Source organism: Pseudomonas sp. R3-57 (genome assembly GCF_051132065.1).
In the GTDB taxonomy this organism is placed as follows: Bacteria; Pseudomonadota; Gammaproteobacteria; order Pseudomonadales; family Pseudomonadaceae; genus Aquipseudomonas.
Genome location: NZ_CP071655.1, coordinates 614,381 through 639,568, shown reverse-complemented (window position 1 = coordinate 639,568; position 25,188 = coordinate 614,381). Strand labels below are relative to the sequence as shown.

The window sequence follows — 25,188 nt, the reverse complement described above, 5'->3', positions numbered from 1 at the left end:
GCCCCTCCCCCGCCTACCGCGTCTACACTCGAACCAATCATCCCCGAGCCATAACGAGAGCGTTATGCACAGATTGGCGCCCGTGCTTTTTTTGCTGTCACTGATGATCTGGACCGCAACGGCTGACGCGCTGACTCTGACCGAAGAAGAACGCAGCTGGCTCGCGGCTCACCCGGATTTACGCCTGGGTGTCGATGCGTCGTGGCCACCTTTCGAGTTTCGCGACGATCAGAGCCGCTATCAGGGTCTGGCGGCCGACTATATCGAAGTGATTCGCCAACGTTTGTCGATCAAATTGACGCCGATCGAACCGGTGAGCTGGACGGTGGTGCTGGAACAGGTCAAAAGCGGCAAGATCGATCTGCTGCCCGGCATCATGTCGACCCCTGAGCGCCAGACCTACCTGTCGTTCACCCGTCCCTATCTGGACTTCCCGATCGTCATCCTCGCCCACATCGGCGGTGCGCAGCCGCGCAAGATTGGTGATCTGTACGGTTTGAAAATCGCTGTGGTGGAAAATTACGCTCCACACGAATTGCTGCGCACCCACCATCCGGATTTGAACCTGGTGGCCATGCCCAACGTCAGCTCGGCGTTGCAGGCACTCGCCACCGATGAAGTCGACGCCGTCGTTGGCGATCTCGCGTCCAGTGTCTGGAGCCTGCGCCAACTCAAGCTCGACGGCCTGTACGTCAGTGGTGAAACTCCTTATCGCTACCAATTGGCGATGGCCGTGCCGCGCGACAACAAAGTACTGGTGGGGATTCTCGATAAAGTTCTGGCCGACATGAGCCCGGATGAAATCAGCAGCATTCAGGAACAGTGGGTCGGCAACGTCCTCGATCACCGGACATTCTGGTCAGATCTGTTGATTTACGGTTTGCCGGGGCTGTTGTTGTTGGTGACGATCCTTGCCGTGGTAATTCGCATCAATCGCCGTTTGAGCTCGGAGATCGCCCGGCGCATCGATCTCGAACAGGAACTGCGCAGCAGTGAGTACCACTATCGCGGTCTGGTGGAGAGCCTTTCGGCCATCGCTTGGGAAGCGCGAATGAGCGACTTCACCTACAGCTATGTCTCGCCCCATGCCGAGGACTTGCTCGGCTATCCGCAATCCCATTGGCTGATACCGGGTTTCTGGCACAACATCATTCACCCGGCGGATCTGACCCGCACGCAGAACTACTGCAAAGAGGCCCTGCGTGAGGGTCGCGATCACATTGTCGACTACCGGGTCATCACTGCCGACGGCCGTTGTCTGTGGGTACGCGACATCGTCAGCCTGATTGAACATGGTCACGAACCGGTGATGCGCGGTTTGATGATCGACATCAGCGAGATCAAGCGCACTGAAGAAGCGCTACGTCTCTCGGAGCAGAAATTCGCCTCCGTCTTCCAACAGTGTCCGGATATTCTGGTGATCGCCCGGCTGTCTGATGGCTGCCTGCTGGAAGTCAACGAAGCGTTTGAAGAGCAGATCGGACTGAAAGCCAGGGACGTCCTCGGGCAGACCGCGACCGATCTGAATATCTGGGGTATTCCCGGCGTCGGCCCGGGACTGCTCCAGCGGTTGCAGGCAGGCAGTATCCGCAACCTGGAGATGCCTTTTCGCCGCAACAACGGCCAAGTGTTCACGGGTCTGATTTCCGCCGAGCCATTCGATCTGGATGCCACCGCGGCACTGGTCGTCGTCGTACGCGACATTACTCAGCTCAAGGAAACCCAGCAGCAGCTACAAACATCCGAAGAGAAATTCGCCAAGGCTTTCCACGCCTCACCGGACGGCTTGCTGCTGTCGCGCCAAAGCGATGGTTTGCTGCTGGAAGTCAATGAGGGCTTCAGCCGCATTACCGGCTTCAACAGCGCCATGTCGGTGGACCGCTCGACGCTTGATCTGGGCATCTGGGTCAATCTCAATGAGCGCAAACAGATGCTCGACTTGCTGCAGCGCGACGGCTTCGTGCGCGACTTCACCTGCCATATCCGCCGCAGTGACGGGCAGATTCGCCTTTGCGAAGTGTCCAGTCGGCCGCTGCCGATCGGCGAAGAAGACTGCATGTTGACCATCGCCCGCGACATCACCGAGCGCCATCTGATGCAGGAAAAACTGCAGCAGGCCGCCACCGTATTCGAAAGCACCGCCGAGGGCGTGCTGATCACCGACACCCAACAGCACATCAGCGCCGTCAACCGCGCCTTCACCGAGATCACCGGTTACAACGAAAGCGAAGCCCTCGGCCATACCCCGCGTCTGCTCGCGTCCGGCCTGCATGACAGCGCTTTTTACGCGGCAATGTGGCACCAGCTGACCGCCGAAGGCCACTGGCAAGGCGAGATCTCCAACCGCCGCAAAAACGGCGAGCTGTACCCGAGCTGGCTGACCATCAGTGCGGTGCGCAATCGGGACAAGTTCATTACCCACTTTGTCGCGGTGTTTGCCGACATTTCCAGCCTCAAGCACGCCCAGGCCAAGCTCGATTATCAGGCGCATCACGACCCTCTGACCGGCCTGCCAAACCGCACCTTGTTTGAAAGTCGTTTGCAGATGGCGCTGAATGGTCAGCAAGAAAACGGCAGTCAAGGCGCCGTGCTGTTTCTCGATCTCGACCGCTTCAAACACATCAACGACAGTCTCGGTCACCCGGTCGGCGATCTGCTGCTCAAGGGCATCGCCATCCGCTTGAAAGAGCAACTGCGCGACATCGATACCGTTGCGCGCCTGGGCGGGGATGAATTCATTATTCTGCTGCCCGGCCTGCAACAGGCCAGTGATGCCGACAACATCGCCAGCAAACTGCTCAACTGCTTTGGCGCACCGTTCCAGGCGGGTGAACATGAGTTCTTCATCAGCGCCAGCATCGGCACCAGCCTGTATCCGCGCGATGGCAGCGACGTCGCCACGCTGGTCAAAAACGCCGATGCAGCGATGTACCGCTCCAAGGCCAAGGGCCGCAACCGCGTCGAAAGTTACACCCGAGATCTCACCGCCCAGGCCAGCGAGCGCATTGCGCTGGAGCATGAGCTGCGCCGCGCCATCGAGCGCGACGAACTGTTCCTCTATTACCAACCAAAAATCAGCCTCGACGACCATCGCCTGGTTGGCGCCGAAGCACTGATCCGCTGGCGTCACCCGACGTTCGGCGACGTACCGCCCGAACATTTCATTCCACTGGCCGAAGAAAACGGCATGATCCTGCAGATCGGCGACTGGGTGCTCGAAACCGCCTGCCGGCAAATGTTCGAGTGGAACCAGGTCTACGACAGCCTCGGCCCGCTGTCGGTCAACCTCGCCGGCGCGCAACTGCGCCAGCCAAACCTGCTCGGACGCATCGAGCAACTGCTCAAGGACAACCGCCTCCAGCCGGATTTACTGCAACTTGAAATTACCGAGAATTTCATCATGAGTCAGGCCGAAGAGGCACTGGCCGTGCTGCACCAGCTCAAACACCTCGGCGTGCAACTGGCGATCGACGACTTCGGCACGGGTTATTCCTCGCTCAGCTACCTCAAACGCTTGCCGCTGGACATCCTCAAGATCGACCAGTCATTCGTCCGCGGCCTGCCCGACGACCCGCACGACGCGGCGATTGTCCGGGCCATCATCGCACTGGGCCGGAGCATGCAATTCACTGTCATCGCCGAAGGTGTCGAGACCCAGGCACAACAACAATTCCTGGCCGCCGAAGGCTGCGAACAGATCCAGGGCTACATCGTCAGCCTGCCGCTGCCACCGGAAGAATTCGCCGCAACGTTTCTGCGTGTAACCGTATCGGATTTTTCGGATAGCACAGCCGAGAAACCGTCGCTATAATCCGCGACCTACTGAGGGCCTATAGCTCAGTTGGTTAGAGCAGAGGACTCATAATCCTTTGGTCCACGGTTCAAGTCCGTGTGGGCCCACCAAATTGAAAGCCGCGCTATATGCGCGGCTTTTTTGTGGGCGGGTGATCAGGCTGCTACCTCGCAAACGCATGCTCAGAAGACTTCCCCAGGACTGTAGGCAAATTCTGAAGATATGTTTTGTCTCCTCCCACTCTCTTGTTGACCATTTCATCAGACGAGTAATGTCCAGACGCCTCCGCCCGCACAGGATTTTTCATGCTCGTGAATATTGCGCCTCCGATAAAGGAAGCCGCCAACCAACAAACATGGATCAATCTTGCGCTACCCGACCTTAGAACGTTATCTCGAGAACTCCGGTCGGCCGCAATAGAAGAAATAAAAAGGGCTGACGACGCAGAAAGCGCCCTCGAAATATTGTTGGATCATTTCGGGTTCGTCGATGAGTCCGTACTGGCCGTGACTATCATCACGCCGATCGGAAACGTCGCGGTCATGAGAGACAAACTGGCTCATATAGTCGAAAAACGTTCAGACTCTAGAGAGCGCTATGTTCGACATGCCATCGATACGTTGAAGGGACCTTTCGAAGTATGGAAAGTCCTTTACGATAACGGTCGATACCGAATGGCCTTCATCAACGCCTACGAAGCAAAGAACGACATGCTTGTAGTTGTCGACGTGCGAGAAGGACAAATTCTCTGGAATTTTATGCATGCTCCGGCCAGAGCCATGAACAAGCACCGCCAGGGTGACCTTTTGTTCAAGCGATACATTATTGGAGACAAAGAAAAGGGCAGCCATTTGGCTGCCCTTGATATTTGAATCCTGATATTGGCATCCTCAGGAAATGGGATCAAGAGGTCTCACCTTACACCGACGTTGCAGCATCGCTGAGGTACCTACGTCCGCTAATACCCTGCAAGGCAGCAGATTTCGCGCTCTTGAAGGCATTCTTGACAAACAGGCGGGGCAAGTCAAATCAATTATGCGATGTTTTGTTTCAGCGCAGGGGTAACGCCCACCTCTCGGCTGACTGTTCAACCACAGCCCGCAGCATGTCGCTGACAGTGTCTGTAACATGCGCAATTCCTACCTGCTAACCACGGAGCCCCCTTTGCCCGACACCCGCCCCACCCTCGACGAAATCGACCGCCAGCTGATCGCCGCCCTGCAAATCAACGCCCGCGAAAGCGTGGCCATGCTCGCCCGGCAGTTGGGCATCGCCCGCACCACCGTGACCTCACGGTTGGCGCGTCTGGAAAAATCCAAAGTCATCACCGGTTATGGCGTGCGCCTCGGCCAGCGAGTCGTCGATGGTGGGCTGCAGGCGTATGTCGGGATCAAGGTGCAGCCGCGGTCCGGCAAGGATGTGTTGCGCCGGCTGAGCGCGATGGCGCAAGTGCAGCAGTTATGTGCGGTGAGTGGCGAGTTTGATTATGTGGCGTGGTTGCGGACCGATTCACCGGAGCAACTGGATCAGTTGCTGGATCAGATCGGCAGTGTCGACGGGGTCGAGAAGACTACGACTTCGATCATTTTAAGTAGCAAGATTGATCGGGGGCAGCCGGTTTGATCTCGGTACCTGCCGGCCTCATCGCCAGCAGGCTGGCTCCCACAGTGGACTATGTGTCACTGAGCATCGTCATTATGCTCAGTTTGCTGGCAAAACGACGACACATTGCGTCTTATTAACGTGTTCCATGCTCCCTAGAATGGCCGGCATCTTTTCCTATACTCAGACGCGCATTCCGCGTCGGGTCGCCAGCAAGGTCAGCCATGAACAAGAACAATCGCCATCCTGCAGACGGTAAGAAACCAGTCACCATTTTCGGCCCGGACTTTCCGTTCGCCTTTGACGACTGGATCGAACATCCGGCAGGTCTGGGCAGTATTCCCGAGCACCACCACGGTGCCGAAGTGGCGATTGTCGGCGCGGGCATTGCCGGCCTGGTGGCCGCTTACGAGTTGATGAAGCTTGGCCTTAAACCGGTGGTTTATGAGGCTTCGAAGCTGGGCGGCCGTCTGCGTTCGCAAGCCTTCAATGGTGCCGACGCGATTGTTGCGGAACTCGGCGGCATGCGCTTCCCGGTGTCGTCCACGGCGTTCTATCACTACGTCGACAAACTCGGCCTTGAAACCAAGCCTTTCCCCAACCCGTTGACCGGCGCCTCTGGCAGCACCGTGATCGACCTGGAAGGCGAAACCTATTACGCAGAAAGCCTGAAGGATCTTCCTCCATTGTTTCAGGAGGTGGCTGACGCCTGGGCGGATGCGCTGGAGGCCGGTTCGCAGTTCTCCGATATCCAGCAAGCCATCCGCGACCGCGATGTGCCGCGCCTCAAAGAGCTGTGGAACAAGCTTGTGCCGCTATGGGATGACCGAACCTTTTACGATTTCGTCGCCACCTCGAAAGCCTTCGCCAAACTGTCGTTCCAGCACCGCGAGGTGTTCGGTCAGGTCGGTTTCGGTACCGGTGGCTGGGACTCGGATTTCCCCAATTCGATGCTGGAAATCTTCCGCGTAGTGATGACCAATTGTGACGATCACCAGCACTTGGTGGTTGGCGGTGTCGAACAAGTGCCGCAAGGCATCTGGCGGCATGTGCCGGAGCGTTGCGCACACTGGCCCGCGGGCACCAGCCTGAAGTCCTTGCACCGTGGCGCGCCGCGTTCCGGCGTGAAGAAGATTGCCCATGCACCGCAAGGCCGTTTCGCGGTCACCGACAACAACGGCGACACCCGTGAATACGCCGCGGTGCTCACCACTTGCCAGAGCTGGCTGCTGACCACGCAGATCGAGTGCGACGAAACCCTGTTTTCGCAGAAGATGTGGATGGCGCTGGACCGCACGCGCTACATGCAATCGTCGAAAACCTTCGTGATGGTCGACCGGCCGTTCTGGAAGGACAAGGACCCGGAGACCGGTCGCGACCTGATGAGCATGACCCTCACCGATCGCCTGACCCGTGGCACCTACCTGTTCGACAACGGCGACGACAAACCCGGGGTGATTTGCCTGTCGTATTCGTGGATGAGCGACGCGTTGAAAATGCTTCCACACCCGGTGGAAAAGCGTGTTGAGCTGGCGTTGAACGCGTTGAAGAAGATCTACCCGAAAGTCGACATCGCCGCCCGGATCATCGGCGACCCGATCACCGTATCGTGGGAAGCCGATCCGTATTTCCTCGGTGCCTTCAAAGGCGCCCTGCCCGGCCACTATCGCTACAACCAGCGCATGTACGCGCACTTCATGCAGGACGAGATGCCGGCCGAACAGCGCGGGATCTTCATTGCCGGTGACGACGTGTCGTGGACGCCGGCCTGGGTCGAAGGGGCGGTGCAGACTTCGCTCAACGCGGTGTGGGGGATCATGAAGCATTTCGGCGGTTCGACACATAAAGCGAACCCGGGCCCGGGTGATGTGTTCAAAGACATCGGCCCTATCGCCCTGCCCGAGTAAGAGGATTCTTCGATGCGTGTAGCCCTTTACCAATGTCCGCCGCGGCCACTGGAACCCGCCGCCAACCTGCACCGCTTGCACCGGGTGGCGATGGAAGCCAAGGGGTCGGACCTGCTGGTGCTGCCGGAAATGTTCATGACCGGCTACAACATTGGTGCCGAAGCGGTCAGCACGCTGGCTGAGGTCTACAACGGAGAATGGGCGCAGCAGATCGGACGGATTGCCAAGGCTGCGGGCATGGCGATCGTTTACGGTTATCCCGAGCGCACCGCGGACGGGCAGATTTACAACGCCGTGCAGTTGATCGATTCGACGGGCGAGCGCCTGGCCAACTACCGCAAGTCGCATCTGTTCGGCGATCTCGACCGGACGATGTTCAGTCCAGGAGAGGCGGATTTGCCGGTGGTCGAGCTGAACGGCTGGAAGCTCGGCTTTCTTATCTGCTACGACCTGGAGTTTCCGGAAAACGCCCGCCGTCTGGCGCTCGCCGGCGCCGAGCTGATCGTGGCGCCGACAGCCAACATGATTCCGTTCGATTTCGTTGCCGATGTCACCGTGCGGTCACGCGCCTTCGAAAACCAGTGTTACGTGGCTTACGCCAATTACTGCGGTCACGAAGGCGATATCCAGTATTGTGGGCAAAGCAGCATTGCCGCACCGGACGGCAGCCGCACTGCGCTGGCCGGTCTCGACGAAGCGCTGATAGTCGGTGAGCTGGATCGTCAGTTGATGAACGACTCGCGAGCCGCCAATCGCTACCTCAGCGATCGCCGCCCCGAGCTTTACGCCGCGCTGAACCAGCGCTAATCCGCTAGCATTGGCACTTCACTGTTCTGGAAGTGCCCATGCCTGCGCCGACTCACCCCCGCCCCCACACTGAAACTCTGGCCAATGGCCTGCGCGTGACCCTGCGTCATGTGCCCGGCCTCAAGCGCAGCGCTGCCGCATTGCGCGTGGCCGCCGGTAGCCACGACGTGCCGTTGGCGTGGCCGGGGCTGGCGCACTTTCTCGAGCATTTGCTGTTTCTCGGGACCGAGCGTTTCCCGGCAAACGAAGGGTTGATGGCCTATGTGCAGGGCCACGGCGGCCAAGTGAACGCCAGCACCCGCGAACGCACCACCGACTTTTTCTTCGAGCTGCCTGTGCGCGCCCTCAGCGGTGGGCTGGAGCGTCTGTCAGACATGCTCGCGCAACCGCGTCTGAATCTGGACGATCAATTGCGCGAACGTGAAGTGCTGCAGGCGGAATATGTCGCCTGGTCGCAAGATCCGGCAGCGCAAAAGCAGTTTGCTCTGTACCAAGGTTTACCGGCAGTACACCCGCTGCGGGGTTTTCATGCGGGCAATCGCGACAGCCTCAAAGTCGAACTACCGGCCTTTCAACAGGCGTTGAAGGATTTCCATCAGCGCTTTTATCGCACCGGGCAGATGACATTGAGCCTGGCCGGGCCGCAAAGCCTGGAACAGTTGCGTGCGCTGGCCGAACACTTTGCCGCAGCGCTACCGGCTGGGGATAAAGTTGCGCAGGCAGCGCCTGTGCCGTTGGCGGTGAACAGTTATCAACAGGTCGATGGGCCGCATGGCAATTTGCTATTTGCGTTCGACGCATTGCCGGATTCATCTGTCGAAGCGCTGGCATTTCTCTGCCATTGGCTCAATAGCGCCAAGCCCGGTGGGTTGCTGGCGTATTTACAGCAGCACAACCTCGCAGAGGGATTGAAGGCGCTGCCGCTTTATCACTTCGACGGGCAGGCGCTGCTGCATCTGCAATTCAACGCGGGCGCCGAAACGTTGAACGTCGTTCACCCGCAATTGCTGGACTGGTTGAGCTTCTTCGCACAACAGGACTGGGCGCCGCTGCGTGAGGAATATGCAGCCGTGCAGCAACGGCAGCAGCAAATCGGCGGTGCGCTGCAACTGGCGCGGCTGGACAGTGAACAATTGCAAAACGGCCTGCCTGATTGCACCGTTGAAGCCCTGAAAAACATTCTGCGCGAACTCGGAGCTGTGGATAACTTCGGCACGCACTGGAGCTTGCCAGCCGCCAACCCCTTCCTGCGTGCCAACGAGCCGCTGGCCAACGCTGGACTGATTCGCGGCCAGACCAGCGCGCACCGCGGCCTGCGCACGTTCGCTCAGGATCGCTCACGCGGCCGCCGCGAACGCTCGCCGATGCAGTTCAGCCAGGCGGTGCCGGGTAACGGTGATGAAGGCGCGATTTATCTGCGTTGGCAGGTCGACGCCGCCGCCAGCGTTGACCTGCAAGCGCGACTGCAGCGCAGCCTTCAGCAGATCCGGCAAGATGCCAGCGAGGCCGGCGTCGAGGTGTCGTTCAGCGCAACGGGCAACCAATGGCTGCTGAAACTAACCGGCCTGCAAGAGCCCATGTCCAGCGTGCTGGAACATGCGCTGAAATGTCTGACATCAGTCTCAGCCGATTCCCCGCGTGGCGAGCAGGAAACGCCGCTGATGCCGATCCGCCAATTGCTCAAGGCCTTGCCGGAAAGTTGCCTGGAGCCTGTCGGCGCATCTGATGACGCTGCGCATCTGTGGACAACGGCACGGTGGGACGGCCTCGCGCTGGGGTTCAACCCGCAAAGTCAATCTGCGATGGGCCTGGCCTTGAGCCGCATCCCCGGCCAACCGGACCATCAGCTGTCTGCGCCTTGCGCCATCAACGGTCGGCGCCTTTGGCAGCACATCGACACGGCATCCAGCGAACACGCCGTGCTACTGTTTTGCCCAAGCGCCAGCCAGAACGTGGCCGATGAAGCCGCCTGGCGCTTGCTCGCTCAATTGCTGCAGACGCCGTTCTATCAGCGTCTGCGCGTCGAGTTGCAACTGGGCTACGCGGTGTTCAGCGCCTTGCGTCAGATCCATGGCCGCGTCGCGCTGGTGTTTGGCGTGCAGTCGCCCAACGTGAAGCCTGACACACTGCTTGAGCACATCCAGCCGTTCCTCAACGGCCTTCCAGCGCTGATTGAGCAATTGGATGAAGCCAGCCTCAGCCAGCATCGGCAAAGCCTCGCCGATCAATTCGATGCGGCTGAAATCGACTTCAAAGAAGCGGCCGAGCTGCTCTGGCAGGCCCGGCTCGCCGGCCATTCGTCGGATTACCTTGAGCGGTTAGTCGCCACCATTGCCGCGCTGGACCGTTCGACACTCCTCAGCGCCGCGCAGCGTCTGCTCGACGCCGAAGGCGGCTGGCTCTGTCTCGCCAGCGCTCCGGCTCCCGCCGCTCCCTGGCAAGCGACGAAATGATCATTACCGAGGCTGCAAGGAGCTTTCTCAAAGATTCACGGGTCATCGCGTTGAAATTTTGAGTAACATAGCCGCCTAACTAATTGGAACATCACCGCGCTGCCGTGGACTATACCTATGGATAGCGCTATCCCAACCCACAGAAGGAGACATCTCATGGCCTGGACCAAACCTGCTTACACCGACCTGCGTATCGGCTTCGAAGTCACCATGTACTTCGCCAGCCGCTGAGTTCTGCTTACGCATAATCGCAGTGCAACGCCTCGGCTCGCCGGGGCGTTTTATTTTCCGCGTTGAAATGATGGAGCGTTCATGTTCGTCCAGATTCTGGGTTCGGCCGCCGGTGGCGGTTTTCCGCAGTGGAACTGCAACTGCGTCAATTGCGCAGGCTTTCGCGACGGCAGCCTGAACGCCAAGGCCCGCACCCAATCGTCCATCGCGATTTCCGATGATGGCGTGAACTGGGTGTTGTGCAACGCCTCGCCGGACATCCGCGCGCAATTGCAAAGCTTTGCCCCGATGCAACCGGGCCGCGCCCTGCGCGACACCGGCATCAGCGCGATCATTCTGATGGACAGCCAGATTGACCACACCACCGGCCTGCTCAGCCTGCGCGAAGGCTGCCCGCATCAGGTCTGGTGCACGGACATGGTTCACGAAGACCTGAGCACCGGTTTCCCGCTGTTCAAAATGCTCACCCACTGGAACGGCGGGCTGGACTGGAACCGCATCGACCTCGATCAGAACTTCACGGTGGCGGCGTGCCCGAACCTGCGCTTCACTCCCCTGCCTTTGCGCAGTGCGGCACCACCGTACTCGCCGCACCGCTTCGACCCGCATCCGGGCGACAACATCGGCCTGATCGTCGAAGACCTCAACACCGGCGGCAAATTGTTCTACGCGCCGGGCCTGGGCAAAGTGGACGCGCCATTGCTGGAGATCATGGCCGGCAGCGACTGCCTGCTGCTTGACGGTACGCTGTGGGACGACGACGAAATGCAGCGTCGTGGCGTCGGCACCCGCACCGGTCGCGAGATGGGCCATCTGGCGCAGAACGGCCCTGGCGGCATGCTCGAAGTGCTGGAACAGCTTCCCGAGCAACGCAAAGTCCTTATTCATATCAACAACACCAACCCGATTCTCGACGAGGATTCGGCCGAGCGCGCAGAACTCGCGCGGCGCAATGTTGAAGTGGCGTTTGATGGCATGAGTATTGTGCTGTAGCTGATGGCCCCATCGCTGGCAAGCCAGCTCCCACATTGGATTTGTGGCGCATGCGAATCTCTGTGGGAGCCAGCCTGCTGGCGATGAGGCCCGAACAGTCACTTAAATTTCAACGGTTGTTTCCGGAGAACCGCAATGACCGACACCCCGCTGTCCCCCGCCGAATTCGAAGCGGCCCTGCGCGCCAAAGGCGCCTATTACCACATCTACCACCCCTACCATGTGGCGATGTACGAAGGCCGCGCCACGCGCGAGCAGATTCAGGGCTGGGTCGCCAACCGCTTCTACTATCAGGTGAACATTCCCCTGAAGGACGCGGCGATTCTCGCCAATTGCCCGGATCGGGAAATCCGTCGCGAGTGGATTCAGCGCCTGCTCGACCACGACGGCGCTCCCGGCGAAGATGGCGGCATCGAAGCCTGGCTGCGTCTAGGCCAAGCGGTCGGCCTCGACCCGGATCAATTGCGCTCGCAGGAACTGGTGCTGCCCGGCGTGCGTTTCGCCGTCGATGCGTACGTCAACTTCGCCCGCCGCGCCAGTTGGCAGGAAGCCGCCAGCAGTTCGCTGACCGAACTGTTCGCACCGCAGATCCACCAGTCGCGCCTCGACAGCTGGCCGCAACATTACCCGTGGATCGACCCGGCCGGTTATGAATACTTCCGCACCCGCCTCGGTCAGGCGCGGCGGGATGTCGAACACGGTCTGGCGATCACGCTCGAACATTACAAGACCCGCGAAGGCCAGGAACGCATGCTGGAAATTCTCCAGTTCAAACTGGACATTCTTTGGAGCATGCTCGATGCCATGAGCATGGCCTACGAACTGAACCGTCCGCCGTATCACAGCGTTACTGATCAACGGGTCTGGCATAAAGGAATCAGCTTATGAGTTTCGACCGCAGCAAAGTCCCGAGCTGGCGTCCCGGCTACCGCTTCCAGTACGAACCGGCACAAAAAGGCCACGTGCTGCTGTACCCGGAAGGCATGATCAAGCTCAACGACACCGCCGCGCTGATCGGTGGTTTGATCGACGGCGAACGAGACGTTGCGGCAATTATTGCCAAACTCGACGAGCAGTTCCCCGGCGTCCCCGAACTCGGTGGCGACATCGAGCAATTCATGGAGGTTGCCCGTGAGCAACACTGGCTCACCCTCGGCTGATCTGCCGGCCAAACCTGAAGTCGGCCTGCCGCTGTGGCTGCTCGCCGAGCTGACCTACCGCTGCCCGCTGCAATGCCCTTACTGCTCCAATCCGCTGGATTTCGCCGAGCAGGGCAAAGAGCTGACGACCGAACAGTGGATCAAGGTCTTCCGCGAAGCGCGGGAGATGGGCGCGGCGCAACTGGGCTTTTCCGGTGGTGAGCCGCTGGTGCGTCAGGATCTGGCCGAGCTGATTCACGAAGCGCGGCTGCTGGGTTTCTACACCAACCTGATCACCTCCGGCATCGGCCTGACCGAGCAGAAAATCAGCGACTTCAAGAAGGCCGGGCTCGATCACATCCAGATCAGTTTCCAGGCCAGCGACGAGCAAGTGAACAACCTGCTCGCCGGCTCGAAAAAAGCTTTCGCACAGAAGCTGGAAATGGCTCGCGCGGTGAAAGCCCATGGTTACCCGATGGTGCTGAACTTCGTTACTCATCGGCACAACATCGACAAGATCGACCGCATCATTGAGCTGTGCATTGCGCTGGAGGCCGACTTTGTCGAGCTCGCCACCTGCCAGTTCTATGGCTGGGCGCAGCTCAATCGCGTAGGCCTGTTGCCAACCCAAGAGCAACTGGTGCGCGCCGAACGCATCACCAACGAATACCGGGCGAAGCTGGAAGCCGAAGGGCACCCGTGCAAGCTGATTTTCGTCACCCCGGATTACTACGAAGAACGCCCGAAAGCCTGCATGAACGGCTGGGGCAGTATCTTTTTGACAGTGACACCTGACGGCACCGCGCTGCCCTGCCACGGCGCGCGTCAGTTGCCGGTACAGTTCCCCAATGTGCGCAATCACAGCATGCAGCACATCTGGTACGACTCGTTCGGCTTCAACCGTTTTCGCGGTTACGACTGGATGCCCGAGCCGTGCCGCTCGTGCGACGAGAAGGAAAAGGACTTCGGCGGCTGCCGCTGCCAGGCGTTCATGCTCACCGGCGATGCGAGCAACGCCGACCCGGTGTGCAGCAAGTCCGACCATCACGGCGTAATCCTCAAGGCCCGCGAAGAAGCCGAGAGCGCCACGCAGACCATCGAACAACTGGCCTTTCGCAATGAACGAAACTCACGCCTCATCGCCAAGGGCTGAGCCCTTCAGCGCCGCGCAAGCCGTCGCCGCCGGCGTCGATTTCGCCGAATTGCAGCTCGGCGCCAACGGCTTATTCTGGAATGAATATCGCCCACAGGATGCGGCATGCCGGATCTGGCACTGGCGCGATGGCGTGGCGCAATGTCTGACGCCGGATGGCTTCAGCGTGCGCAGCCGCGTGTACGAATATGGCGGTGGTGCGTTTTGTCTGACGCCTGACGGGGTGGTTTTCGTCAACGAGGCGGACCAGCAGGTGTATCGGCAAAACCTCAATGGTGCGCCTGAAGCACTGACCTCCGGCGATTGCCGCTTTGGTGATTTGCAGTATGCGTTCGGCCAGATCCTGGCGGTTGAGGAGCAGCGCGATCAACATCGATTGGTGGCGGTTGATCTGGCTGATGGTGTTCGGCACGTATTGGCTGAGGGCGCAGACTTTTATGCGTCGCCCCTGTTGAGCCCGGACGGCCAACGCCTGGCTTGGATCGAGTGGAGCAGACCGCATCAGCCTTGGACGTCGACTCGGTTGATGGTGGCCGAGCGTTCAACTGATGGCGCTTTTGGCTCGGCCCAGTGCATTGCCGGCGGCGAGATTGAAGAATCCATTCAACAACCGCGCTTTGACACCGAAGGTCGCCTGTATTGCCTGACCGACCGTGGCGGTTTTTGGCAACCCTGGGTGGAAACGCCCGACGGATTGAAACCATTGCTTGCCGCCCCGGCTGACCATGCGCCGGCACCGTGGCAACTCGGTGGCTGCACCTGGCTGCCGCTTGGCGATGTTTTCCTGGCCAGTTGGAGCGAAGGCGGATTCGGTCGCCTGACTCTTGGTGATGTAGATTTCACTGGCGACTACAGCCGCTTCCGTCATCTGGCTGCGGATCAGCAAAACATCTACTGCATTGCTGCCTCGCCGATCAGCCCCTCGGCGATCATTACCATCGATCGAAAGACGCACGAAGTTATCGTGTTGGCCGGCAGCATAGCGCCGTTGCCCGCCGAACACATCAGCCGTCCGCAAACCCTGCGTTATCCAAGCGGCTCGGGTGAGGCGCACGGTTTCTTTTACCCGGCCGTGGCCGCCGAGAAGACTCCGCCACTGGTGGTGTTCATCCACGGCGGCCCGACATCGGCCTGCTATCCGATGCTCGACCCGCGCATCCAGTACTGGACGCAGCGCGGTTTTGCCGTCGCCGATCTCAACTATCGCGGCAGCAGCGGTTATGGCCGGCAATATCGCCAGGCTTTGCATTGGCGATGGGGTGAAGTGGATGTCGAGGATGCGTGCAACGTCGTCGCGTATCTCGCCGACCAAGGCTTGATCGACGGGCAGCGCGCGTTCATCCGGGGCGGCAGCGCGGGCGGCTACACCACATTGTGTGCGCTGGCGTTCCAGCAAGTATTCCGCGCCGGGGCGAGTCTGTACGGTGTCAGCGACCCGGTTGCATTGGGCCGGGCAACGCACAAGTTCGAAGGTGACTATCTCGACTGGCTGATCGGCGATCCCGAGCGGGACGCCGAACGCTATGCCGCCCGCACGCCATTGCTTCACGCAGACAATATCAGCGTGCCAGTGATTTTCTTTCAGGGTGAACTGGATGCGGTGGTCGTGCCGCAGCAGACCCGCGACATGGTCGCAGCGCTTGAGCGCAACGGCATTCCGGTCGAAGCCCATTACTATGCCGATGAACGCCACGGCTTCCGCCGCGCCACCAATCAGGCGCATGCGCTGGACCAGGAGTGGCAGTTTTATCGGCGGGTGATGGGGTTTGCAGACTGAAATCCGGGGTTGCCCGAATCGCTAGCAGGCTAGCTGTGATCTCTCTGTAGGTTGTTCACTCGGGGCTTTTCCGGGAAATTGGAGGTGCGAACCAAACCAAGCCCCCGGAGGCCCCGAGTGAACACTCATAAAAATGCCCGATTAACTGTTTCTGGTCGAGCCCTTCTTGTTCAAAGAGTCCTCACAGAGGGTTTGAGAGTTGAAGAGGTGGCCAAGGCCCAGGGGGTCAGCGTTCGCACTGCCTACAAGTGGATAAACCGCTATCGAACCGAAGGCGAAAAAGGTCTCCAGGATCGCTCATCCCGCCCGGCTTCCTGTCCGCACGCTACTGCCCCAGAGTGTCTGGAGAAAATCATCAAGCTTCGCCGTGAGCGAAAAACCTATGGCGAAATCAGTAAGTCTTTGAAGGTGGGGCATAGCACGGTAGGCAGGATATTGAGCCGCAACGGACTCAATCGCCTGGCTTATCTGGAACCGCCAGTTGCGGTTATTCGCTACGAATACTCTCAGCCGGGAGGCTTGCTGCACTTGGATATCAAGAGGCTGGGGCGCTTTAACAAACCTGGTCATCGAGTGACAAAAGACCGTCTGAAAGGCCGTTCTTACCATGTGGGTTGGGAGTTTGGACATGTTGCCATCGACGACCATAGTCGAGTGGCGCACTGTGGTTTATACCCAGACCAAACCGCTCGTAGCGCCTGCCTCGCGCTGATCCGGGCCCTGCGTTACTACAAAACGCTCGGCGTGAAATTCGAGCGGGTAATGACCGATAACGGCCCTTGCTACAAATCCAGGAGCTTCAAGCGCCTGTGCCGGCGGCTGCGGCTTAAGCACATCTTTACCAAGCCTTACACCCCGCGCACGAATGGCAAGGCAGAGCGATTTATACAGACCGCTCTGCGCGAATGGGCCTACGCCAGAAGTTATGAAAGCTCAGATCAACGCGCGACGTATCTGATGCCTTGGTTGCACAGGTACAACTGGCATCGCCCGCATGCCAGTTTGAGTTATTTACCACCGATTAGCCGAATAGCATCCGTGAACAACGTGGTGGGTTTACACAGCTAGCCTGCTAGCGATGGCGGCCTATCGGCTGACGCTGAACTCAGCGCTTGGCGATGATATACACCGCATGCACGATCCCCGGAATGTACCCGCACAGCGTCAGCAGAATGTTCAACCAGAACGCCCCGCCAAACCCGACCTGCAGAAACACACCCAGTGGCGGCAACAGAATAGCGATGATGATGCGAATAAAGTCCATGGGGCAGCTCCTGAATGGGGGTTGGCTCACTTGAGCCATACAAGCTAATCGACCTGCGCCGTTCGTCAGGGTTCAGTGCGTCTGCCATTTCATCGCCACCCTCCCCAAAAAAACGCCCCACGCCAAAAGCAATCAGGCGTGGGGCGTGCGTTATACCGCGAGACGGTTCTGGAAAATCGGGTAGGAAATGTCAGCTCAAACAGCAATCCCGTTGCGGCATTGCAACTGTGCGGTGCGCACTCGGGAGAATGCGCGGCCCAGGCGCAGGAGCATTTCGTCGATGTTGGTTTTGCTCACGGTGAGGGCCGGGGTGAAGCGCAGGCAGTTGGCTTGCGGGGCGTTGAGCAGCAGGCCTTCGTGCAGGGCGGCGTGGACTACGGCGTTGGCGCAGTCGTCTGACAGGGTCAGTCCGTAAAACAAGCCTTGGCCGCGCAGGTCGCCGTGCTCGTAGCGGTGTGCCAATCGGGCCAGGCCTTCGCGCAGGTGCTGGCCGTTTTCTCTGACCTGGGCGAGAAAGCTGCGGTCCTGCACGCTATCAAGTACGACCAGGCCCGCCGCCGTCATCAACGCATTGCCGTGATGCGTGCCGCCCAACTCACCCGTGTCAAAACAACAAGCCTTGCCCCGCGCCAGCAGCGCCGCCAAGGGGACACCGCCGCCGAGACCTTTGCCGAGCACGACGATATCGGCGCGCACGCCGTAGGACTGTTCGGCAAGCAAGTTGCCGCAGCGGCCAATGCCGGTTTGCACTTCGTCGAGGATCAGCAGAATGCCCAAGTCACGGCACAGGCGTTCGACACCTTTGAGGTAATGCTCGCTAGCCGCAATCACCCCGGCATCGCTCTGGATCGGTTCGAGCATGATCGCCACGGTCTGCGCATCGACGGCCGCATGCAGCGCCGGCAAATCGTTGAACGGCACCTGATCGAAACCCGGCAGCAACGGCGCGAAACGGTTCGCCAGGTTGCAGCTGTCCGAGGCGGAGATCGTCGCCAGACTCCGGCCATGACAGCCCTGTTTGGCGACGATGATCCGCGAAGCACCGCCGCGATGCAGTTGTCCCCATTTGCGCGCCAGTTTGATCGCCGCTTCACAGGCCTCGCTGCCGCTGTTGAGCAGATAGGCCTGATCGCTGCCGGTGCTGGCACACAGACGCTCGGCGAGGCTGAGCATGCCGCGATTGTGCAGATTGAAACCGGGGTTGATCAGCGCCTGCGCCTGGTTGGCAATGGCTTTGACCAGCGCCGACGGACTGTGCCCGAGACTGTTGGCCCCGCCGGCCTGGGAAAAGTCGAGGTAGGCACGGTCCTGGCTGTCCCACAGCCATGAACCCTGCCCGCGGACGAACACTTGCTGTGGACGCTGGACGCTAGGCATCAGGCGCTCAGCGCTGAGGTCACCGTCAGCCTCGGTTGCGCTGTTGTCCATCACGAGGTCATCGAGATTCGGCGCCTGGCGCCGCAAACTGAACAGATTCATCGAAAAACACCTCGCTCGAGGTGTTTTGAACTGCCTATGCAAACCCTGTCGAAGCGAACGCTGATCATCGCGCTTTCTGACCCTGTAAGCCTTATGAATGCGGTTAGACTAGGCTCACCGAAGGCTCCGGGCCATTTCGATTTATCAGCCATTTCGATAAGCATTACTTATGGATTTCAAACAACTGCGTTATTTCGTCGCGGTCTACGAAGAGGGCCATGTCGGCCGTGCCGCCGAGCGCCTGTCGATCTCGCAACCGGCGCTGTCGCAACAGATCCGCCACCTCGAACAGAACCTCGACGTCACCTTGTTCGAGCGCAGCAGCAAGCGCCTGCTGCCGACGCTTGCCGCGCACACCTTGTACAACCACGCGTTGCCGCTGCTCGACGGTTTGCAACGGGCGCGCGAGGCGCTGGGCAACTTCAAGGGCCAGGCGTTGCGCACCCTGGCGATCGGCGTATTGCAGACAGTGCACACCAGCCTGGTGCCGCAGATGCTTGAACGGGTGCGCAAGGCGCAACCGCATCTGGTGGTGCAGATCTACGAGCTGACGGGACTGGAAATCGAGCGGCGTCTGCTCAACGGTTCGCTGGACATTGGCATCAGCTATCTGCCCCCGCGCCAACCGGGTCTGCACGGTGTGATGCTCTATGAAGACGAACTGACCTTGGTGATTCCGGCGGACCATCCGTTGCGTGAGTTCAAGAAAGTCTCGATGCGCCAGGCAGCCGAGTTGCCGATGTTGCTGCTGGGTGAGGAGTTTCAGATCCGCCAGATCTGGCAGGCGCAACTGGCCAGCCTCGGTCGGCGCCCGCAGGTACAGGCGGAACTGAACAATATGGTGGGGATTCTCGACAGCCTGCCGCACACCCGATTGGCGACGGTGCTGCCGGGGCAATCCCAGCGGCAGTACGACGATGAGGATCTGCTGTGGAAACCGCTGAGCGAGCCACGGGTGCCGCTGAAGGTCGGCCTGGTGTGTCGCGATGTGCAACGCCAGCAGGCGTCACTCACGTTGCTTCGCGGTTTACTCGAAGAGGTGCTGGAGCGCGAAGTGAAACCGGCGCTGGATCCGCTGGCCTGAATCTTTTCTTCAGGCAAAAGAAAACCCCGCCGAAGCGGGGCTTTGCAGACTGTTTCCCTGACATCCATTTCACTCCGCCACCCTGGCAGAATCCTACGTGTCCGTGTTGTTGCTTTGCGCTTCCTGCGCGACGTCCATGAAATGTAGATTAGCCGTGGATCCAATTGGCGACTATGGGAGAACAGCAGCACGTCATGTAAGCGAATGCTTACATGACGCTATCGCATCAGAATTGCGCGGCATCCAGCAGGAACAACGACTCGCTGCCGGCCTTCACTGAGGCGCTCAACGAGTGGATGCGCGGCAGTAGACGGGCGAAATAGAAGCGTGCGGTGCCCAGCTTGCTCGCGTAGAAATCTTCCTGCGCTTCTTTGCCCAGCGCGGCCTTGGCCATCAGTGCCCACATGTAGGCGTACGCCGTGTAACCGAATGCTTGCAAATATTCGACAGAGGCCGCGCCGATTTCGTTCGGATTATTTTTCGCTCGGTCCAGCAACCATGAAGTCAGCTCGTCCAGGGTATCGACTGCGTCGTTCAAAGGCTTGGTGAATTCGCCCAGATCGGCGCTCGCGGTAGCAGTGAAATGGCGGATCTCATCGGCGAACAATTGATAGAACGCACCGCCGCTGCCGACGATCTTGCGCCCGACCAGGTCCAGCGCCTGAATGCCGTTGGTGCCTTCGTAGATCTGCGTGATGCGCACGTCACGCACCAGTTGCTCCTGGCCCCACTCGCGAATGTAGCCATGGCCGCCGAAGATCTGCTGGCCGTGCACCGTGGTTTCCAGGCCCAGGTCAGTGAGGAACGCCTTGGCCACCGGCGTCAGCAGTGCGACCAGATCTTCCGCACGCTTGCGCGTCGCCGGGTCTTCGCTGAACTTGGCGGTGTCGAGTTGCATCGCCACGTACGTGGAGAACGCCCGGCCGCCTTCGTTCGAGGCTTTCATGGTCAGCAGCATGCGTCGCACGTCCGGGTGAACGATGATCGGATCAGCGACCTTGTCCTTGTTCTGCGCGCCGGTCGGCGAACGGCTTTGCAGGCGGTCGCGGGCATATTCAACCGCGTTCTGGTAGGAACGCTCGCCGGTCGCCAGGCCCTGAATACCCACGCCCAGACGCTCGTAGTTCATCATCGTGAACATCGCGGCGAGGCCTTTGTTCGGCTCGCCGACCAGATAGCCCACGGCTTCGTCGAAGTTCATCACACAGGTCGCGGACGCCTGGATGCCCATCTTGTGTTCGATCGAACCGCAGTTGGCCGGGTTGCGCGCGCCGAGGCTGCCATCGGCATTGACCATGAACTTCGGCACCAGGAACAGCGAAATGCCCTTCGGACCCGCCGGGGCGTCCGGCAGCTTGGCCAGCACCAGGTGGATGATGTTCTCGGTGAGGTCGTGTTCGCCGCCAGTGATGAAGATCTTGGTACCGCTGACCTTGTAGGAACCGTCAGCCTGTGGCTCGGCCTTGGTGCGAATAATCCCCAGGTCGGTGCCGGCGTGCGGCTCGGTCAGGCACATGGAACCGGCCCAGATCCCCGCGTACATGTTCGGCAGGTACGCGGCTTTCAGCTCTTCGCTGGCGTGGGCGTTGATCGACAGGCAGGCGCCGGCTGTCAGCATCGGATACAGACCGAACGCCAGGCTGGCGGAGTTGACCATTTCTTCGACCTGAGCCGACACGGCCTTGGGCATGCCCATGCCGCCGTAGGCCGGATCACCGCCGACGCCGACCCAACCGCCTTCGGCATAGGTCTGATACGCCTCGGGGAAACCGGCCGGCGTAGTCACGGCACCGTCGGCCCAGTGGCAGCCTTCTTCGTCAGCGGCGCGGCTCAGCGGGGCGATGCTTTTGCTGGTGACCTTGCCGGCTTCTTCGAGAATCGCTTCAACGGTTTCGGCGTCGACGGTCTCGGCCAGCGCCGGCAGTTCGGCCCAGAGTTTGGCGACTTCGAACACTTCATTGAGGACGAAGCGCATATCGCGCAGCGGCGCTTTGTAGTCGGCCATGGCAAACCTCGCAGGATCTGGAATAGGTGATTCGTGGAATGATGTTTTCTGTGAGCCGGAGTGTACCTCAACAACTTTTGCGACACATAGGGTCAGGCCATGACTGATTTGTTATTTTTAGTCATCGACAGATGTCCAAAAAAGAAGCCCGCAATCAGCGGGCTCTTTGTGCCGCAAACCCTTAGAGCGCGAACAGCTCCGCCGGCAATTGCATCAGGCAATCGCTGCCCGCCTCGATCGCCGCGCGGTGTGCAGCGGTGCGTGGCAGCAGGCGCTTGAAGTAAAACTCGGCCGTCGCCAGTTTGCCACGCAGAAAATCCGCCTCGCCTGTGCCCGCTTCCAGTTGCGCCTGCGCCACCAGGGCCATGCGCAACCACAGATAGCCGAGAATGATGTAGCCGCTGTACATGAGGTAATCGACAGACGCGGCGCCGACTTCGTCGGGATTTTTCATCGCCGCCATGCCGACCTTCAGGGTCAGATCGCCCCACTGCTGATTCAACTCGTTGAGCTGAGCAACAAAAGCGCCCAGTTGCGCATGCTCGGCGTTGGCGGCGCAGAACTTGTGGACGATTTTGGTAAAGCCGCGCAGCAACTTGCCCTGGCTGCCGAGCACCTTGCGCCCGAGCAGGTCCAGCGCTTGAATGCCATTGGTGCCTTCATAGATAGGCGCGATGCGGCAGTCACGCACCAGTTGCTCCATGCCCCATTCGCGAATGAAACCATGGCCACCAAACACCTGCATGCCGTGGTTGGTCACCTCCAGCCCGGTGTCGGTCATGAACGCTTTACAGATCGGGGTGAGGAATGCCAACAGATCTTCGGCGTCCTGACGCGCCTCGGCGTCGCTGCTCAGATGCGCGCTATCGAGGAGCTGGGCGGTGAAATAAGTCAGTGCCCGATTGCCTTCGTTGAAGGCTTTCATGGTCAGCAGCATGCGCCGTACGTCCGGGTGGACGATGATCGGATCGGCGGCTTTGTGCGGCGCTTTCGCGCCGGTCAGCGAGCGCATCTGCAAGCGGTCGTTGGCGTACTTGATCGCGCCTTGAAAGCTCGCCTCGCCCAGACACAAGCCCTGCATGCCGGTGCCGAGGCGTGCGTGGTTCATCATGGTGAACATGCAGTTCAGGCCCTTGTTCGGCTCGCCGATCAGAAAGCCTTTGGCGCCATCGAAATTCAACACGCAGGTGGCCGAGGCCTTGATGCCCATCTTGTGTTCGATCGAACCACAGGAAACACCGTTGCGCTCGCCCGCTTCGCCCGCCGCATCGGGCAGGAACTTGGGCACGATGAACAGCGAGATGCCCTTGGTCCCGGCCGGCGCGTCCGGCAGTTTGGCCAGGACCAGATGAATGATGTTGTCGCTCATGTCGTGCTCGCCGGCAGAAATGAAAATCTTGCTGCCGGTGATCGCGTAGCTACCGTCGACCTGCGGCACGGCGCGGGTCTTGATGATGCCCAGATCGGTGCCGCAATGCGCTTCGGTCAGACACATGGTGCCGGTCCATTGCCCGGCGGTGAGTTTGCTCAGGTAGGTGTTTTTCTGTTCGCTGCTGCCATGGGCATGGATCGCCGACATGGCGCCGTGGGTCAGGCCCGGGTACATGCCCCAGGATGTGTTGCTGGAGCCGACCATCTCGCTGATCACCAGCCCCAGCGAACTCGGCAGGCCCTGGCCGCCATAGGTCGGATCTGCAGCCAGACCGTGCCAGCCACCCTCCACGTATTGTGCGAAGGCTTGCTTGAAGCCTGTAGGCGTTGTCACCACACCGTTGTCGAAATGGCAGCCCTCTTCGTCACCGCTGCGATTGAGCGGCGCGAGCACGTTCTCACAGAACTTCGCGCCCTCCTCAAGGATCGCGTTGATCATGTCCGGACTGGCGTCATGGGCGCCGAGGGTGGCGTAATTGCTGTGAAAGTCGAAGACGTGGTCGATCAGAAAGCGCATGTCGCGCAGGGGAGCTTTGTACTCAGGCATGGTGGCTTCTCCGTCAGCAGATCGATTCAACCTACTGCCGGCCACCGCACCCGACAATCATTGTGCAGGCGCTGAATGCGCCGTCATCACTCAACCCGCAGCGGTGTCCATGCGCACCGCGCCGCGGCGATTCTGCCCGAATGCCATCACGCAGTTACGCCCGGCGCCCTTGGCGCTGTACAGCGCCTGGTCGGCGGACTTGAGCACTTCTTCCGGCGTGCGTTGTTCCAGCCGTTCGGCGACGCCGATACTCACAGTGACCGACACTGCGGACGCTCCTGACCCTGCGCGGCGCTGACGACCTTGCAGGTCATCCTGCGGGCGGTTTTCCTGGTTGCGCAATTGAATGCTGTAGGACGCAATCGACTCGCGGATCACCTCCAGGTGCGGCATGCATTCCTCGAGGGTCTTGCCTGCGAACACCAGGGCAAATTCCTCCCCGCCATAGCGATATGCCCTACCGCCACCGCTGATTTTTGACAGTTTGCTGGCGACCAGACGCAGGACCTGGTCACCGACGTCGTGGCCGTGGGTGTCGTTGAATTTCTTGAAATGGTCGACGTCACTCATCGCCAACACATAATTGCGCCCCAGGCGCTGCATGCGTTCGTTGAGCGCACGACGGCCCGGCAGACCGGTGAGCTCATCGCGAAAGGCCATTTGATAAGCCTCATGCGCAACGGCAGCGGCAATCATCAACATCACCTGACTGCACATGATGTTCAGCGTAAACGGCAGAATGAAGGTTTTCGGTAGCATCCAGAACACGCCGAGCAAGCCGACCAGTTGCGCCGCGTGCAGCGGTCGCGGGTGGCGCCAGTACTGCCAGGCCAGCAGCAGGAACGACGAGATGAACACCGGATAGGACAGCTGGATCAGGCTCATCCACGCCCCGTGCAGCGCTGGCCAGCGGATTTCCGACAGCCACATCAGCAGCGCCTGGGGATAACTTTGCTCCAGCCCCAGCGCCACGCTGCCGAAGGCCAGCAGCACGGCAAAGCGCGCGACCATGTCCTGAAACAGGTGCGTGCGTTCCTGCCACGCCGCAAACAGGCCGAACAACAGCGGCAGGAGCAGACACACCAGATGAAACACCACCGCAGCGTCTTCACGGACCTTGCCGTTGTCGCGGTAATAATCGGTCTGGGTGTCGAGCAAAAAGTAGGCGATGTACACGGTGAGCATCAGAAACAGCTCACGCTGGCGTCGGTAAACCGCGCAATACGCACCGCCCAGCAGCAACACCAGAGTTGGCAGCACGTTGAACAGCGAAGTGAAGAACACACTGAGGTCTTTGACGTACGCAGCCGCCAACCCCGCCAGTAACAGCAGCAGTGAGGGGAGGAAATGACTGAAACGTACAGCGGAAGAACGCGGCAAGGGTAAAGCTCCGACCCGTCATGGCAAAGAGATAGCATTGTGCCTGCAATGTGCTCGTTTGAGCACTCACAATGTGATCCAGATCACATGCTGCCTCTGTAACGGCAGAAGCCCTGACTATCTGAGCGAATCGGCAATAAAAA

Annotated in this window: 19 protein-coding genes and 1 tRNA gene; 15 read left to right on the top strand and 5 right to left on the bottom strand. The window is 59.9% G+C overall.

Annotated elements, in window-relative coordinates; genetic code table 11:
• The first annotated feature begins 64 nt into the window (after positions 1–64).
• The 14 genes from J3P93_RS02905 (at position 65) to J3P93_RS02840 (ending at position 16,923) form a co-directional block, all read left to right on the top strand.
• Positions 65–3,811 (top strand): bifunctional diguanylate cyclase/phosphodiesterase, encoded by a 3,747-nt coding sequence (locus J3P93_RS02905; protein ID WP_434595009.1) that lies wholly within the window; start codon positions 65–67, stop codon positions 3,809–3,811.
• 15 nt (positions 3,812–3,826) lie between these two features.
• A tRNA-Ile gene (locus J3P93_RS02900) sits at positions 3,827–3,903 on the top strand.
• 195 nt (positions 3,904–4,098) lie between these two features.
• Positions 4,099–4,665 (top strand): PBECR2 nuclease fold domain-containing protein, encoded by a 567-nt coding sequence (locus tag J3P93_RS02895; RefSeq protein ID WP_434595006.1) that lies wholly within the window; start codon positions 4,099–4,101, stop codon positions 4,663–4,665.
• 292 nt (positions 4,666–4,957) lie between these two features.
• Complete coding sequence (locus tag J3P93_RS02890; RefSeq protein WP_434595004.1) at positions 4,958–5,416, top strand: Lrp/AsnC family transcriptional regulator; 459 nt, start codon at positions 4,958–4,960, stop codon at positions 5,414–5,416.
• Positions 5,417–5,619: 203 nt separating this feature from the next.
• Positions 5,620–7,302, top strand: a complete 1,683-nt coding sequence (locus J3P93_RS02885; protein ID WP_434595001.1) for a flavin monoamine oxidase family protein — start codon at positions 5,620–5,622, stop codon at positions 7,300–7,302.
• A 12-nt stretch (positions 7,303–7,314) separates the two neighbouring features.
• On the top strand, positions 7,315–8,109 hold the full coding sequence (locus J3P93_RS02880; RefSeq protein ID WP_434594999.1) for a carbon-nitrogen hydrolase family protein: 795 nt from the start codon (positions 7,315–7,317) through the stop codon (positions 8,107–8,109).
• Between the two features lie 38 nt (positions 8,110–8,147).
• Positions 8,148–10,562, top strand: a complete 2,415-nt coding sequence (pqqF, locus tag J3P93_RS02875) for a pyrroloquinoline quinone biosynthesis protein PqqF (protein WP_434594996.1) — start codon at positions 8,148–8,150, stop codon at positions 10,560–10,562.
• A gap of 156 nt (positions 10,563–10,718) precedes the next feature.
• The gene (gene pqqA, locus J3P93_RS02870; protein ID WP_003444522.1) at positions 10,719–10,793 is read left to right on the top strand and encodes a pyrroloquinoline quinone precursor peptide PqqA; all 75 of its coding nucleotides are present in this window, start codon (positions 10,719–10,721) and stop codon (positions 10,791–10,793) included.
• An 81-nt stretch (positions 10,794–10,874) separates the two neighbouring features.
• Complete coding sequence (pqqB, locus tag J3P93_RS02865; protein ID WP_434594993.1) at positions 10,875–11,786, top strand: pyrroloquinoline quinone biosynthesis protein PqqB; 912 nt, start codon at positions 10,875–10,877, stop codon at positions 11,784–11,786.
• 135 nt (positions 11,787–11,921) lie between these two features.
• The gene (gene pqqC, locus J3P93_RS02860) at positions 11,922–12,674 is read left to right on the top strand and encodes a pyrroloquinoline-quinone synthase PqqC (protein ID WP_090286883.1); all 753 of its coding nucleotides are present in this window, start codon (positions 11,922–11,924) and stop codon (positions 12,672–12,674) included.
• A complete protein-coding gene (gene pqqD / locus J3P93_RS02855) occupies positions 12,671–12,946 on the top strand; it encodes a pyrroloquinoline quinone biosynthesis peptide chaperone PqqD (RefSeq protein ID WP_434594990.1) in 276 nt (91 codons plus the stop codon). Before pqqC ends, pqqD begins: the two co-directional genes overlap by 4 nt.
• Position 12,947: 1 nt before the next feature.
• Positions 12,948–14,078: a pyrroloquinoline quinone biosynthesis protein PqqE gene (pqqE, locus tag J3P93_RS02850; RefSeq protein ID WP_434598277.1), complete on the top strand. Its 1,131-nt coding sequence runs from the start codon at positions 12,948–12,950 to the stop codon at positions 14,076–14,078.
• Positions 14,044–15,855: a prolyl oligopeptidase family serine peptidase gene (locus J3P93_RS02845; protein WP_434594987.1), complete on the top strand. Its 1,812-nt coding sequence runs from the start codon at positions 14,044–14,046 to the stop codon at positions 15,853–15,855. Before pqqE ends, J3P93_RS02845 begins: the two co-directional genes overlap by 35 nt.
• A 117-nt stretch (positions 15,856–15,972) precedes the next feature.
• On the top strand, positions 15,973–16,923 hold the full coding sequence (locus J3P93_RS02840) for an IS481 family transposase (protein ID WP_093096621.1): 951 nt from the start codon (positions 15,973–15,975) through the stop codon (positions 16,921–16,923).
• Between the two features lie 37 nt (positions 16,924–16,960).
• Here J3P93_RS02840 and J3P93_RS02835 read toward each other — a convergent pair whose 3' ends face one another.
• Together J3P93_RS02835 and J3P93_RS02830 are read right to left on the bottom strand one after the other, a co-directional pair.
• Entirely contained in the window at positions 16,961–17,119 is a 159-nt protein-coding gene (locus J3P93_RS02835) for a YqaE/Pmp3 family membrane protein (protein WP_003228885.1), read from the bottom strand.
• Positions 17,120–17,314: 195 nt separating this feature from the next.
• Positions 17,315–18,598: an aspartate aminotransferase family protein gene (locus J3P93_RS02830; protein WP_434594983.1), complete on the bottom strand. Its 1,284-nt coding sequence runs from the start codon at positions 18,596–18,598 to the stop codon at positions 17,315–17,317.
• 169 nt (positions 18,599–18,767) lie between these two features.
• Between J3P93_RS02830 and J3P93_RS02825 the strand changes: the two genes are divergently transcribed.
• Positions 18,768–19,682 (top strand): LysR family transcriptional regulator, encoded by a 915-nt coding sequence (locus tag J3P93_RS02825; protein WP_434594980.1) that lies wholly within the window; start codon positions 18,768–18,770, stop codon positions 19,680–19,682.
• 226 nt (positions 19,683–19,908) lie between these two features.
• Here J3P93_RS02825 and J3P93_RS02820 read toward each other — a convergent pair whose 3' ends face one another.
• The 3 genes from J3P93_RS02820 to J3P93_RS02810 all read right to left on the bottom strand — a co-directional run bounded on the left by J3P93_RS02820 (position 19,909) and on the right by J3P93_RS02810 (position 25,045).
• Positions 19,909–21,687 carry an acyl-CoA dehydrogenase C-terminal domain-containing protein gene (locus tag J3P93_RS02820; protein WP_434594978.1) on the bottom strand — a complete coding sequence of 593 codons (1,779 nt, stop codon included), beginning with the start codon at positions 21,685–21,687 and terminating at the stop codon, positions 19,909–19,911.
• 181 nt (positions 21,688–21,868) lie between these two features.
• Entirely contained in the window at positions 21,869–23,665 is a 1,797-nt protein-coding gene (locus J3P93_RS02815) for an acyl-CoA dehydrogenase C-terminal domain-containing protein (protein WP_434594975.1), read from the bottom strand.
• 90 nt (positions 23,666–23,755) lie between these two features.
• Positions 23,756–25,045: a GGDEF domain-containing protein gene (locus tag J3P93_RS02810; protein WP_434594972.1), complete on the bottom strand. Its 1,290-nt coding sequence runs from the start codon at positions 25,043–25,045 to the stop codon at positions 23,756–23,758.
• Between the last annotated feature and the right edge of the window lie 143 nt (positions 25,046–25,188).

Coding starts and splice junctions, on each gene's coding strand:
- J3P93_RS02905 (WP_434595009.1), top strand. CDS start 65: ATGCACAGATTGGCGCCCGTGCTTTTTTTGCTGTCACTGATGATCTGG.
- J3P93_RS02895 (WP_434595006.1), top strand. CDS start 4,099: ATGCTCGTGAATATTGCGCCTCCGATAAAGGAAGCCGCCAACCAACAA.
- J3P93_RS02885 (WP_434595001.1), top strand. CDS start 5,620: ATGAACAAGAACAATCGCCATCCTGCAGACGGTAAGAAACCAGTCACC.
- J3P93_RS02880 (WP_434594999.1), top strand. CDS start 7,315: ATGCGTGTAGCCCTTTACCAATGTCCGCCGCGGCCACTGGAACCCGCC.
- pqqF (WP_434594996.1), top strand. CDS start 8,148: ATGCCTGCGCCGACTCACCCCCGCCCCCACACTGAAACTCTGGCCAAT.
- pqqB (WP_434594993.1), top strand. CDS start 10,875: ATGTTCGTCCAGATTCTGGGTTCGGCCGCCGGTGGCGGTTTTCCGCAG.
- pqqC (WP_090286883.1), top strand. CDS start 11,922: ATGACCGACACCCCGCTGTCCCCCGCCGAATTCGAAGCGGCCCTGCGC.
- pqqD (WP_434594990.1), top strand. CDS start 12,671: ATGAGTTTCGACCGCAGCAAAGTCCCGAGCTGGCGTCCCGGCTACCGC.
- J3P93_RS02845 (WP_434594987.1), top strand. CDS start 14,044: ATGAACGAAACTCACGCCTCATCGCCAAGGGCTGAGCCCTTCAGCGCC.
- J3P93_RS02835 (WP_003228885.1), bottom strand. CDS start 17,119: ATGGACTTTATTCGCATCATCATCGCTATTCTGTTGCCGCCACTGGGT.
- J3P93_RS02830 (WP_434594983.1), bottom strand. CDS start 18,598: ATGAATCTGTTCAGTTTGCGGCGCCAGGCGCCGAATCTCGATGACCTC.
- J3P93_RS02825 (WP_434594980.1), top strand. CDS start 18,768: ATGGATTTCAAACAACTGCGTTATTTCGTCGCGGTCTACGAAGAGGGC.
- J3P93_RS02820 (WP_434594978.1), bottom strand. CDS start 21,687: ATGGCCGACTACAAAGCGCCGCTGCGCGATATGCGCTTCGTCCTCAAT.
- J3P93_RS02815 (WP_434594975.1), bottom strand. CDS start 23,665: ATGCCTGAGTACAAAGCTCCCCTGCGCGACATGCGCTTTCTGATCGAC.